The following is a 12,508-nucleotide window of genomic DNA, read 5'->3' as shown; positions in this document are numbered from 1 at the left end:
GTGGGCCTGGTGTGGGCCCAGTCGACCTCCGGCGTCATCGGGCGCGGTGGCGGCATCCCCTGGAACGTGCCGGAAGATCTCGCCCGGTTCAAAGAGGTGACGATCGGGCACACCGTGGTGATGGGCCGGCGGACCTGGGACTCGTTGCCGGCCAAGGTGCGGCCGCTGCCCGGCCGGCGCAACGTCGTGCTGTCCCGCGAGGACGGCTTCGCCGCCGACGGGGCGCAGGTGGTCGGCTCGCTGGACGCGGCCTTCGCCCGGGCCGAGGGGGAGCCCGCGGTCTGGGTGATCGGCGGCGGGCAGGTGTATCTGGCCGCGTTGCCGTACGCCACCCGGTGCGAGGTCACCGAGATCGAGCTCGACCTGCGCCGCGACGACGACGACGCGCTGGCGCCCGCCCTGGACGACACCTGGGTGGGCGAGACGGGGGAGTGGCAGGCCAGCCGCTCCGGGCTGCGGTACCGCTTCCACAGCTACCGTCGCTGAGCCTGCGCAGCCGCTCGCGCCCGGCCCCGACCTGACATACTCGGACTCGGGGTCGGTCGCAGGGTCTACCAGGAGTTTGGTGAGAAGGGGGAATTGGCAGTGATAACCGAACCCGTGAAGACGTTCTCGCGAAAGTTCATGGGCTACGACGCGTCCGCCGTCGATGCCCACATCGAAATGTTGACCACCAAGCAGCAGCTGCTGCTTGACGATGTCGAAAGCCTGCGGGCCCGGCTGCAGGAATCCGGCGAGCAAACCGCCGCGCTGCGCAAGGAGGTCGCCGCCCTCACCGACACGTCACCCTCGTCGCACGCGATGCAGAAGCGGATGGCGAAAATGCTGCAGCGCGCGGTCGACGAGGTCGCCGAGATGCAGGCCGAGGCGCGCGCCGAGGCGGACGCGCTGATCGCGGCGGCCGAGGCCGAGGCCGAAGCCGCCGAACGCAAGCGCGACGAAGTGCTCGCCGACATGGCCGCCCAGCAAAAGGCGCTGGAAGCCGAGTACGAACAGACCAAGGAAAAGCTCGACGCCGAACTGGCCGAGATGCGCGCCGAAACCCAGGCGGCGATCGACGAGGCGCGGCGAAACGCCGAGCGGGAGTGCGAGCGGCTCCTCGGTGACGCCAAGCAGGGGGCCGATCACTACCGTGACAAGGCACGGCGCGCGGTCGATGAGGCGACCGCGCAGCGGATCGAGATCCTCGAGCAGCTGATGGGCGTCTACCGCGACCTCGACCGCGTTCCGGCCGCACTCGAGGCGGCCTACCAAGAACAGAAGAACCCGTCCGAGGACGGCGCCCTGGCTCCGGTGGACGGCAAGGTCCGCGCGAGCTGAGCTCCCGCCAGCCCGCGCCGACGGGCCCCGACGGCGGGGTATTCTCGGCGCCGTGTCGACCCGCAGGCTATCCGCCGCTCAAGCCCGGCGGATAGCCGTTGCGGCCCAAGGATTTACCGAGCCCCGGCCCGGCGGCGAGATCACCCGGGCGCACCTGAAACGGCTGATCTCCAGAATCCAAGTGCTGCAACTGGATTCGGTCTCGGTGGCGGTGCGCGCCCATTACGCCCCGGTGTTCAGCCGGCTCGGCCCCTACGACCGTGACGTGCTCGACCGCGCGGCCTGGGGCCCGCGTTCGTCGCGGCTGCTGGCCGAGTACTGGGCGCACGAGGCCGCGCTGATGGCCGTCGAGGACTGGCCGCTGCTGCGCTGGCGGATGCGCCAGTACCGCCACGGCCGGTGGGGGACCCACATCGTCAAGGCCAATCCGCGGCTGGCTGAGAAGGTGGTCGCCGCCGTCGCCGAGCTCGGGCCCAGCACGGCCGGCCAGATCGAGGCGCATCTGGCCGCCGGGCCGCGCGGGCCACGCGGGAGCTGGTGGGGCAGCCGCAGCGACACCAAATGGGTGGCCGAGGCGCTGTTTTCGGCCGGGGTGCTCACCACGGCCACCCGGGTGGGCTTCGCCCGCCATTACGACCTGGTGGAACGGGTGCTGCCGGCCGCGGTGCTGGCCCGCGAGGTCGACGACGACGAGGCGCTCCGCGAACTGACGCTGCGGGCGGCCACCGCGCTGGGGATGGGCACCGAGGCCGACATCCGCGACTATTTCCGGCTGTCCGCCGCGCAGGTCAAGCCCGCGATCGCCCAGTTACTGGCCGCCGGTGACATCGAGCGGGTCGACGTCGACGGCTGGTCCGCCCCCGCCTACCTGCGTGCGGGCCGGACGGTGCCGCGCGCCGACCGCGGCACCGCGCTGCTCTGCCCGTTCGACCCGCTGATCTTCTTTCGGCCCCGGGTCGAGCGGCTCTTCGAATTCCATTACCGCATAGAGATTTACACGCCGGCAGCCAAACGGCAGTACGGCTATTACGTGTGGCCGCTGCTGATGGACGGGCGGTTGGTGGCGCGGGTCGACCTCAAGGCCGACCGGCCCGCCGACTCGCTGCGTGTCGTCGGCGCATTCGCCGAGCCCGACACCCCCAAAGCCCGCGTGGCCGCCGCGCTGGCCGGCGAGCTTCGGTCCATGGCGTCCTGGCTGGGCCTGGGCGGGTTCAGCGTCTCCGGGCGGGGAGACCTGGCCGCCGACCTGCGGGCGATCAGCTGATGTCCGGCCTGCGACACCGATCCGCCCGGCACGCCTTAAGGTGGGCGCCGTGGCCGAGATCGCGCCGCTGCGCGTGCAACTGATCGCCAAGACCGAGTTCTTGGCGCCCCCGGACGTCCCGTGGAGCACCGACGCCGACGGCGGCCCCGCGCTGGTCGAGTTCGCCGGCCGGGCCTGCTACCAGAGCTGGTCGAAACCCAACCCCAAGACCGCGACCAACGCCGGCTACATCAAGCACATCATCGACGTCGGACACTTTTCGGTGCTCGAGCACGCGAGCGTGTCGTTCTACATCACCGGCCTGTCGCGCTCGTGCACCCACGAGCTGATCCGGCACCGGCACTTCTCCTACTCGCAGCTGTCGCAGCGCTACGTCCCCGAGACGGACTCGCACGTTGTCGTGCCGCCCGGCATGGAAGACGACCCCGAACTGCGGCAGATCCTGGCCGCGGCCGCCGACGCCAGCCGCGCCACCTACACCGAGTTGCTGGCCAAGCTGGAGGAGAAGTTCGCCGACCAGCCCAACGCCGTCTTGCGGCGCAAGCAGGCGCGCCAGGCCGCCCGCGCGGTGCTGCCCAACGCCACCGAAACCCGCATCGTCGTCACCGGCAACTACCGGGCGTGGCGCCACTTCATCGCCATGCGCGCCAGCGAGCACGCCGACGTGGAGATCCGGCGGCTTGCCATCGAATGCCTGCGTCAACTGGCGGGCGCGGCGCCGGCGGTGTTCGCCGACTTCGAGATCTCCGCCCTGGCCGACGGGACCGAGGTCGCGACCAGCCCGTTGGCGACCGAAGCCTGACCGACCATCGGGGACGCTTCAAAGACGCCGTCGTCGCTGCTAGGCGGGCGCTTATCGGCCACCCGCCCGGGTGTGACTCCTGCGGCGGCTGAGCCGGCGTGCGTCGCGGCAACGCGCGCTCGTGCGGGTGCGAAATTGCTTGCCGGCGCCAGGTAACCTGAACACCGTGAGCACGGCCGGATTCGACGCCCCAGCGCGGTTGGGAACCGTGCTGACCGCGATGGTCACACCGTTTCGCCCGGACGGCTCCCTTGACACCGCCACCGCCGCCCACCTGGCCAACCACCTGATCGACGCGGGGTGTGACGGGCTGGTGGTCTCCGGCACCACCGGCGAATCGCCGACCACCACCGACGACGAGAAGCGGGAGCTGCTGCGCGTCGTGCTGGAGGCGGTGGGCGACCGCGCCCGCGTCATCGCCGGCGCGGGCACCTACGACACCGCGCACAGCGTCCGGCTGGCCAAGGCCTGCGCGGCCGAAGGCGCGCACGGGCTGCTGGTGGTCACGCCGTACTACTCGAAACCGCCCCAGAGCGGGCTGATCGCGCATTTCACCACCGTCGCCGACGCGACCGAATTGCCGGTGGTGCTCTACGACATCCCGCCCCGGTCGGTGATCCCGATCCAGCCCGAGACCATCCGCGCACTCTCGGCGCACCCGAACATCGTCGGGATCAAGGACGCCAAGGCCGACCTGCACAGCGGCGGCCAGATCATCACCGAGACCGGCCTGGCCTACTACTCCGGCGACGACGCGCTGAACCTGCCGTGGCTGGCCATGGGCGCCACCGGCTTCATCAGCGTGATCTCCCACGTGGCGGCCAATCAACTTCGGGAAATGTTGTCCGCCTTCAACTCCGGGGATATCGCCACCGCCCGCAAGATCAACTCCACCGTCGCCCCGCTGTGCGACGCGATGGCGCGCCTGGGCGGCGTGACCTTGTCCAAGGCCGGCCTGCGCCTGCAGGGCATCGACGTCGGCGATCCCCGGCTGCCCCAAATGCCCGCTACGCCAGAGCAAATCGACGCCTTGGCCGCCGATATGCGCGCGGCGTCGGTGCTCAGGTGACCCAAGGAGCGTCCGAGAAGTGGATGTAGACCTCGCCCCGCCAGGCCCATTGGCCACTGGAGGGTTGCGGGTCACCGCGCTGGGCGGCATCAGCGAAATCGGCCGCAACATGACGGTTTTCGAACACCTGGGCCGGCTGTTGATCATCGACTGCGGGGTGATGTTCCCCACCCACGACGAGCCCGGGGTCGACCTGATCCTCCCGGATCTGCGCCATATCGAGGACCGGCTCGACGACATCGAGGCGCTGGTGCTCACCCACGCCCACGAGGACCACATCGGCGGCATTCCGTTCCTGCTCAAGCTGCGCCCCGACATCCCGGTCGTCGGTTCGAGATTCACCCTCGCGCTGGTCGCCGCGAAGTGCCGTGAGCACCGCCTCAAGCCGGTGTTCGTCGAGGTGGCCGAGGGCCAGAAGAGCACCCACGGCGTGTTCGAATGCCAATACTTCGCCGTCAACCACTCCATCCCCGACGCGCTGGCGATCGCCGTGCACACCGGCGCGGGAACGGTTCTGCACACCGGCGACATCAAGCTCGACCAGCTTCCGCTGGACGGCCGGCCGACCGACCTGCCCGGCATGTCCCGCCTCGGTGACGCCGGGGTGGACCTGTTCCTGTGCGATTCGACCAACGCCGAGCACCCCGGCGTCGGGCCGTCGGAAAGCGAGGTCGGTCCGACGCTGCACCGCCTGATCCGCGGCGCCGAGGGCCGCGTCATCGTCGCGTGCTTCGCCTCCAACGTGGACCGGGTCCAGCAAATCATCGACGCCGCAGTGGCATTGGGCCGCCGGGTGTCGTTCGTCGGCCGCTCCATGGTGCGCAACATGGGCATCGCCCGAGAGCTCGGCTTCCTGCGGGTGGCCGATTCCGACGTGATCGACATCGGCGCCGCCGAGATGATGCCGCCCGAGCGGGTCGTGCTGATCACCACCGGCACCCAGGGCGAGCCGATGTCGGCGCTGTCGCGCATGTCGCGCGGCGAGCACCGCAGCATCACGCTGACCGCGGGTGACCTCGTGGTGCTGGCGTCGTCGCTGATCCCGGGCAACGAGGAGGCCGTCTACGGCGTCATCGACGAACTCGCCAAGATCGGGGCCCGCGTCGTCACCAACGCCCAAGCGCGCGTTCACGTTTCGGGCCACGCCTACGCCGGCGAACTGTTGTTCCTGTACAACGGGATCCGGCCACGCCACGTCATGCCCGTGCACGGGACGTGGCGGATGCTGCGCGCCAACTCCAAGCTGGCGGCCCGCACCGGCGTGCCGGAGGAGTCGATCCTGCTCGCCGAGAACGGGGTCAGCGTCGACCTGGTCGCCGGCAAGGCCGCGATCGCCGGGGCGGTGCCCGTCGGCAAGATGTTCGTCGACGGCCTGATCAACGGCGACGTCGGCGACATCACGCTGGGCGAAAGGCTCATCCTCTCATCGGGTTTCGTGGCGGTGACCGTCGTGGTCGCCCGCGGCACCGGACGTCCGGTGGTCCCACCGCAGCTGCATTCGCGCGGCTTCTCCGAGGACCCCAAGGCGCTTGAGCCCGCCGTGCGCAGGGTCGAGGTGGAGCTGGAAGCGCTGGCGGCCGAGAACATCACCGACCCGAGCCGCATCGCCCAGGGTGTGCGGCGCACCGTCGGCAAGTGGGTGGGCGAAACCTACCGCCGCCAGCCGATGATCGTGCCGACCGTCATCGAGGTCTGACCAGTTAGATCTTCTCCGCGTAGGCCGACCACTCCAGTTGCGACGCCTTGAGTTTGCGACCCGTCGGAGCGACGTAGCGCTCGGCGAGCTCGTCGGGGCCGGCCTGCTCCACCAGCCGCCACCCGTACTCGCCGACGAACGCGGCGGCGTCGTCGGGTTGCAGGCCGAAATGCCACAGCTGCCGGCGCTGGCGGACGTTGCGGTACAGCGTGCGGGTGCCATACCGATTCGTGCCGTCGATGAAATCCCTACGGACGTAGGTGAACACCAAACGGCTGCCGGGTGCGGCCGCGCGCAGCCCCTCCAGCGTGCGGCGAACGGTGGCCTCGGTCAGGTATTGGGTGACGCCCTCGCAGATGAAGAAGACCCGGTAGTCGGTGCGATAACCGTGCTCGGCGAGGGCGGTGAGCAGGTCGTCGTGCTCGAGGTTCAGCGCCACCAGCCGAACCGACAGCGGCGGCTCACCCAGCACCCGGCGGACCGTCTTGAACTTGCGGGCGATGTTGACCGGCAGGTCGACCTCGAACACCGGGATGCGGACCCGACGCGTCAGCAGATAGGCGCGGGTGTCCAGCCCTGCCCCCAGGATGACGACGGCATCGATGTCGTCGAGCGACTCGGCGAGCTTGTCGGCGATAAATCGCTTGCGGCAGGCCAGATTCGCCCACAACCCGGGGCCGGTGAACTCCGAGCCGCGGATCATCAGGCGACGAACCGGCGCGAACCGCGTCGCGCCGACCAGCCACCGCAGCGGCGTGGGCAAGAACAGCTCGGCGAAATCGTCGTCCACCAGGCGGCGCCCGGGCGGCTCGTTCTGCTCGACGGCGGCCAACACCATGGGGCCGAACGCCGTCTGCGCTACCGGATTTCGAGCCATGGCCGCTACTTGTTCAAAAAGCCCGCGTCGACCGGCAACGTGACCCCCGTGATGTAGCGGGCCTGATCCGACACCAGCCAGGCCACCGCGTTGGCGACGTCCTCGACGTCCAGCACCTCCACCGGCATGGCGTTGCCCATCGCGCCGGGTGTGTCGGTCGCGGCGGCCATCTTGGCCAGCCACTCGCGGGTGAACTCGTTGTTGATCATCGGTGTCTCGACACCGGACGGATGAATGGAGTTGACCCGGATCATCTGCCCGGCAAGCAGATTCGCGTAAACCCGCATCAACCCGACGACCCCGTGCTTGGCGGCGGCGTAGCCCACCGAACCGGCGTCCGGGCTGCCGACGCCGGCCAGCCCGGCGCTCGAGCTGATCAGCACGATCGATCCGCCGGTGCCCTGCTTGACCATGGTGGGTATCGCGGCCTTGATCGTGTGGTACACGCCGGTGAGGTTGACGTCGATGACGTCGTGCCAGCCGTCGTCACCGGATTGCATGGGGGCGATCCCCGCGTTGGCCACCACGATGTCGAGGCGGCCGAACACGTCGAGCCCCGCTTGCAGTGCCGCGGACAGGGATTCGCGGTCGCGGACGTCGCCACGGGAGGCCACGATGCGCGCGCCGGTGTCCTCCACGAGCTTCACGGTGGCCGCCAGGTCCTCCGGCGTGGCCAGCGAGTAGGGGACGCTGGCGATCTGGTCGCACAGATCGACGGCGATGATGTCGGCGCCGTCGGCAGCCAGTCGCACGGCGTGTGCGCGCCCCTGGCCGCGCGCCGCGCCGGTGATGAACGCGACCTTGCCTTTGAGCGGGCCTTCCGACGACGGGGCCATCAGGGGCGCAACTGTCCTTTGGCCGGGTCGCCCGCCGAGATCGTCTGCAACATCTTGATGTCCGGGGCGCCGTCGAGGTGTTCGCCGGCCGCGCTGAACATCTTGCCGATCGCCGGGGCGGTGCTGTGCGCCTTGAGCGCCTCCTCGTCGGCCCACTGCTCGATGAAGACGAAGGTCTCGCCCGAGTGATGCAGCGAGTACAGCTGACAGCCCGGCTCGTCGTGCACCTCTTCGACCGCGCGGGTGAGGATGTCGCGAACGGTGTCGACCGATTCCGGTTTGACGGTCATGGTGGCGACGACGACAACGGGCATTGATGGCCTCCTGGGCGCTCCGGGACGGGTGACGAGCACGACTTCGCTCACCGAAATGTCACCCTACTCACGCGCCCGGGGAGCCGATCCGCGCCCATGCCTCACAAGCCGGGCCGTTACCAGTGTGGCGGGTGGTGTAGATGATGCCGTTGCGACTACCCTTGCCGTCATGCCCAGTAAGACCGCCGCCCGCTCCGCAAGCCGAACGAGCAGGTCAAAGGCCCCTTCGCGCGCGGGCGGGTCCCGCGGCGCGCGACCAGCGGCGCCCCGCAGGAAGCCCAGCAAGCCCGCCCGGCGCCGGAACCGCTCACCACTGGTCGGAATCGGGCTGACCTGTGGCCGCGCCCTGCGCGCCACCTGGTTGATGGCCGCGCGGGGGACCGGCGGCGCGGCCCGGTCGATCGGGCGGGCCCGCGACATCGACCCCGGCCACCGCCGCGACGGCATCGCGCTGCTGTTGCTGGGCTTTTCCGTGGTGGTCGCCGCGAGCTCGTGGTTCCACGCCGCCGGGCCGGTCGGCGCGTGGATCGACACCCTGGTGCGGACCTTCATCGGCGCCGGCGTGCTGGCGCTGCCCGTCGTCACCGCCGCGGTGGGGGTGACCCTGATGCGGACCGAGCCCGACCCCGACGTGCGGCCCCGGCTGATCCTGGGCGCCAGCCTGATCACCCTGTCGGTGCTCGGCCTGCGTCACCTGTGGTCGGGCTCGCCGGGCGACCCGGAGGGGCGCCGGCGCGCGGCGGGATTCATCGGTTTCGCCATCGGCGGGCCGCTCGCGGACGGGCTCACCCCGTGGATCGCGGCGCCGCTGCTGTTCATCGGCTTCATGTTCGGGCTGTTGCTGTTGACGGGCACCACGATCCGCGAGGTGCCCGTGGTGATGCGCAACCTGTTCCACACGCGGTTCGTCGACGAGGACTACGACGAGCCCTACGACTACGCCGACGAGTTCGACGACGCCGAACCCGACGACGCGTCGAGCGAGCCGGCGCCGTGGTCACCGGACGACGACGCCCAAGCCGCGCTGCAGGACGACATCCCCACCGTTCCCGAACCCGCCTTGCAACCCGGCTCAGAGCCCGGCGCGGCGCGGGGCCGCAAGCGCGGACGGTCGGCGGACAAGCAGGACACCATCGAGCTGGACCGGGTCGTCGAGGGCCCCTACGTGCTGCCGTCGCTGAGCCTGCTGGTGGCCGGGGACCCGCCCAAGAAGCGCAGTGCCGCCAACACCGTCATGGCCGACGCCATCACCGAGGTGCTGACCCAGTTCAAGGTCGACGCGGCGGTCACCGGCTGCACCCGCGGACCGACCGTCACCCGCTACGAGGTCGAGCTGGGCCCGGGCGTGAAGGTCGAGAAGATCACCGCCCTGCAGAAGAACATCGCGTATGCGGTGGCCACCGAAAGCGTGCGCATGCTGGCGCCCATCCCCGGCAAGTCCGCCGTCGGCATCGAGGTGCCCAACACCGACCGCGAAATGGTGCGGCTGGCCGACGTGCTCACCGCGCCGTCGACGCGGCGCGACCATCACCCGCTGGTGATCGGGCTGGGCAAGGACATCGAGGGCGACTTCATCTCGGCGAACCTGGCCAAGATGCCGCACCTGCTGGTCGCCGGCTCCACCGGGTCCGGTAAGTCCAGCTTCGTCAACTCGATGCTGATCTCGCTGCTGGCCCGGGCCACCCCGGAAGAGGTCAGGATGATCCTGATCGACCCGAAGATGGTGGAACTCACGCCGTACGAGGGCATTCCGCACCTGATCACCCCGATCATCACCCAGCCCAAGAAGGCGGCGGCGGCGCTGGCATGGCTGGTCGAGGAGATGGAGCAGCGCTACCAGGACATGCAGGCGTCGCGGGTGCGCCACATCGACGACTTCAACGAGAAGGTCCGCTCCGGCGCCATCACCGCGCCGCTGGGCAGCCAGCGCGAATACCGGCCCTACCCGTACGTGGTCGCGATCGTCGACGAGCTGGCCGACCTGATGATGACCGCGCCCCGCGACGTCGAGGACGCCATCGTGCGGATCACCCAAAAGGCCCGGGCCGCAGGCATTCACCTGGTGCTGGCCACCCAGCGCCCGTCGGTGGACGTGGTCACCGGGCTGATCAAGACCAACGTGCCGTCACGGCTGGCGTTCGCCACGTCGTCGCTCACCGATTCCCGGGTGATCCTGGACCAGGCCGGAGCGGAGAAGCTGATCGGCATGGGCGACGGCCTGTTCCTGCCGATGGGCGCGGGCAAGCCGATCCGGTTGCAGGGCGCCTTCATCACCGACGAGGAGATCCAGGCCGTCGTCACCGCCTGCAAGGACCAGGCCGAACCCGAGTACACCGAGGGCGTCACCGCCGCCAAGCCCACCGGGGAACGCACCGACGTCGACCCGGACATCGGCGACGACATGGACGTGTTCCTGCAGGCCGTCGAGCTGGTGGTGTCCAGCCAGTTCGGCTCCACCTCGATGCTGCAGCGCAAGCTGCGCGTCGGCTTCGCCAAGGCCGGCCGGCTGATGGACCTGATGGAGACCCGCGGCATCGTCGGGCCGTCGGAGGGGTCCAAGGCGCGCGAGGTGCTGATCAAGCCCGACGAGCTGGCCGGGACGCTGGCGTTGATCCGGGGCGGCGCCGACGCCGACGGCGGCGACCCCGACCCCGACTAGCGCGAGCGTGGAATTCCGGCCGGTTAGAGCACCAACAGCATCCGGGAGTTGCCGAGGATGTTCGGCTTGACGTAGCTCAGGTCCAGGAACTCGGCCACACCGATGTCGTAGGAGCGGCACATCTCCTCGAACACCTCGGCGGTGACGGGCGTGCCCTCGATCTCGGTGAACCCGTGCCGCGCGAAGAACTCCGTCTCGAACGTCAGCACGAACAGCCGCTTGAGCGCCAACTCGCGGGCGACCTCGAGCAGCCGGTCGACGATCGCGTGGCCGATGCCGTGGCCGGTCATCGCCGGGTTCACCGCGACGGTCCGCACCTCGCCGAGGTCGGCCCACAGCACGTGCAGCGCGCCGCAACCGACGACGCGGCCCTCGTGCTCGGCCACCCAGAACTCCTGAACGGCCTCGTAGAGCGTCACGAGGTTCTTTTCGAGCAGGATCTTGCCCGCGTAGGTGTCGACCAGTTGCTTGATGGCGGGAACGTCGGATGTTCGCGCTCGCCGCACCAGCGGCCGGTAGCCCTGTGGACTTGTGCTCACGGCTAACAGTATCGGCATCGGGAACGGCGACGCTGGTCAACGGTTATTCTGTTGCCGTGTCGGGGCAGCCGCAGACCGGTCCGGTGGTAGGCCGCGCGAACATCGCCAACCTCGCCAACACGCTGACGCTGCTGCGGCTGGTGCTGGTCCCGGTCTTTCTGCTCGCCCTGTTCGCCGGTGACGGCCAGGAGCCCGGCTTCCGGGTGGTGGCGTTCCTGATCTTCGCGGTGGCGTGCATCACCGATCGCCTGGACGGCCTGCTGGCCCGCAACTACGGCATGGCAACCGAATTCGGCGCGTTCGTCGACCCGATCGCGGACAAGACCCTGGTGGGATCGGCGCTGATCGGCCTGTCGATGCTCGGGGAGCTGCCGTGGTGGGTCACCGTGGTGATCCTGGTTCGCGAATTCGGGGTCACCGTGCTGCGGCTGGCCGTGATCCGCCGCGGCGTCATCCCGGCCAGCTGGGGCGGCAAGCTCAAGACCGTCGTTCAGGTGTTGGCCATCGGATTGTTCGTCCTGCCGCTGGGGGGACCGTTCCGGGTGGCCGCCGCGGTGGTGATGGGCGCGGCGATCGTGCTGACGGTGATCACCGGGATCGACTACGTGGTCTCGACCGTTCGGGAACTGCGCCGCACGAACGGCTGATTCTTTCGCCGCCGAGCGGGAACCAGACCGCCGCTGACGGCGTTCACCTAATGAGCACCTGCCGGAGCCAAACTGGCGACGTGCCGCGCAGGGCCGACTGGACGAAGGAGGGCGGGATGCCGCCATTGGTGCGCGAGGTGATCGGCGACGTGCTGCGCGAGGCCCGCACGACACAGGGCCGCACGCTGCGTGAGGTGTCCGATTCGGCGCGAGTGAGCCTCGGGTATCTGTCCGAGGTCGAGCGCGGCCGCAAGGAGCCGTCCAGCGAGCTGCTCAATGCGATCTGCGACGCGCTGGACGTCCCGTTGTCGTCGGTTCTCACCGACGCCGGTGAGCGGATGGCCGGCCAGGAACGGGCCCACGAGCGGGCGCCCGCCGACGCGGCCGCGGGCAGCAGCATCGACGTCAGCACCAAGGTCGTCATTCCGCCGGTGGCGACGCTCGCGCTGGCCTGAGTGCCGGTCGGCCGATGCCGCGCAAAGGGT

Annotated in this window: 13 protein-coding genes; 9 read left to right on the top strand and 4 right to left on the bottom strand. The window is 69.8% G+C overall.

Annotation, left to right across the window (positions count from 1 at the left end; genetic code table 11):
* The 6 genes from K883_RS00690 to K883_RS00665 all read left to right on the top strand — a co-directional run bounded on the left by K883_RS00690 (nt 1) and on the right by K883_RS00665 (nt 6,151).
* A complete protein-coding gene (locus K883_RS00690) occupies nt 1-486 on the top strand; it encodes a dihydrofolate reductase (protein ID WP_008258621.1) in 486 nt (161 codons plus the stop codon).
* Nucleotides 487-585: 99 nt separating this feature from the next.
* On the top strand, nt 586-1,320 hold the full coding sequence (locus K883_RS00685) for a cell division protein DivIVA (protein ID WP_051701134.1): 735 nt from the start codon (nt 586-588) through the stop codon (nt 1,318-1,320).
* 52 nt (nt 1,321-1,372) lie between these two features.
* Nucleotides 1,373-2,584 carry a winged helix-turn-helix domain-containing protein gene (locus K883_RS00680; RefSeq protein ID WP_014942576.1) on the top strand — a complete coding sequence of 404 codons (1,212 nt, stop codon included), beginning with the start codon at nt 1,373-1,375 and terminating at the stop codon, nt 2,582-2,584.
* 49 nt (nt 2,585-2,633) lie between these two features.
* Entirely contained in the window at nt 2,634-3,386 is a 753-nt protein-coding gene (gene thyX / locus K883_RS00675) for an FAD-dependent thymidylate synthase (protein ID WP_036455230.1), read from the top strand.
* Nucleotides 3,387-3,552: 166 nt separating this feature from the next.
* Nucleotides 3,553-4,455 (top strand): 4-hydroxy-tetrahydrodipicolinate synthase, encoded by a 903-nt coding sequence (dapA, locus tag K883_RS00670; protein WP_014385397.1) that lies wholly within the window; start codon nt 3,553-3,555, stop codon nt 4,453-4,455.
* 19 nt (nt 4,456-4,474) lie between these two features.
* Nucleotides 4,475-6,151, top strand: coding sequence for a ribonuclease J (locus K883_RS00665; RefSeq protein WP_036453350.1), 1,677 nt, complete (start codon nt 4,475-4,477; stop codon nt 6,149-6,151).
* Nucleotides 6,152-6,155: 4 nt separating this feature from the next.
* Here K883_RS00665 and K883_RS00660 read toward each other — a convergent pair whose 3' ends face one another.
* From K883_RS00660 to K883_RS00650, 3 genes are read right to left on the bottom strand one after another with little or no spacing between them, the layout of a single operon-like run.
* Nucleotides 6,156-7,028, bottom strand: a complete 873-nt coding sequence (locus K883_RS00660) for an SAM-dependent methyltransferase (protein WP_020823149.1) — start codon at nt 7,026-7,028, stop codon at nt 6,156-6,158.
* Between the two features lie 5 nt (nt 7,029-7,033).
* Nucleotides 7,034-7,864 (bottom strand): mycofactocin-coupled SDR family oxidoreductase, encoded by an 831-nt coding sequence (locus K883_RS00655; RefSeq protein WP_008258614.1) that lies wholly within the window; start codon nt 7,862-7,864, stop codon nt 7,034-7,036.
* Nucleotides 7,864-8,178, bottom strand: coding sequence for a putative quinol monooxygenase (locus tag K883_RS00650; RefSeq protein ID WP_008258613.1), 315 nt, complete (start codon nt 8,176-8,178; stop codon nt 7,864-7,866). Before K883_RS00650 ends, K883_RS00655 begins: the two co-directional genes overlap by 1 nt.
* A 169-nt stretch (nt 8,179-8,347) precedes the next feature.
* Here K883_RS00650 and K883_RS00645 point away from each other — a divergent pair, with 169 nt between their 5' ends.
* Nucleotides 8,348-10,837, top strand: coding sequence for a DNA translocase FtsK (locus K883_RS00645; RefSeq protein WP_218917174.1), 2,490 nt, complete (start codon nt 8,348-8,350; stop codon nt 10,835-10,837).
* Nucleotides 10,838-10,860: 23 nt separating this feature from the next.
* On the opposite strand, the gene K883_RS00640 is transcribed toward K883_RS00645, so the two are convergent.
* The gene (locus tag K883_RS00640; protein ID WP_014385393.1) at nt 10,861-11,394 is read right to left on the bottom strand and encodes an amino-acid N-acetyltransferase; all 534 of its coding nucleotides are present in this window, start codon (nt 11,392-11,394) and stop codon (nt 10,861-10,863) included.
* A 38-nt stretch (nt 11,395-11,432) separates the two neighbouring features.
* On the opposite strand from K883_RS00640, the gene pgsA reads away from it, so the two are divergent.
* Complete coding sequence (gene pgsA, locus K883_RS00635) at nt 11,433-12,023, top strand: CDP-diacylglycerol--glycerol-3-phosphate 3-phosphatidyltransferase (RefSeq protein ID WP_008258610.1); 591 nt, start codon at nt 11,433-11,435, stop codon at nt 12,021-12,023.
* Nucleotides 12,024-12,139: 116 nt separating this feature from the next.
* The gene (gene clgR / locus K883_RS00630) at nt 12,140-12,478 is read left to right on the top strand and encodes a transcriptional regulator ClgR (RefSeq protein ID WP_008258609.1); all 339 of its coding nucleotides are present in this window, start codon (nt 12,140-12,142) and stop codon (nt 12,476-12,478) included.
* Nucleotides 12,479-12,508: the final 30 nt, after the last annotated feature.

It is taken from the genome of Mycobacterium sp. TKK-01-0059 (assembly GCF_000709305.1).
Taxonomy (GTDB): domain Bacteria; phylum Actinomycetota; class Actinomycetes; order Mycobacteriales; family Mycobacteriaceae; genus Mycobacterium; species Mycobacterium intracellulare.
The sequence above is the reverse complement of the archived record's forward strand: the minus strand, read 5'-3'. Positions and strand labels throughout refer to the sequence as shown.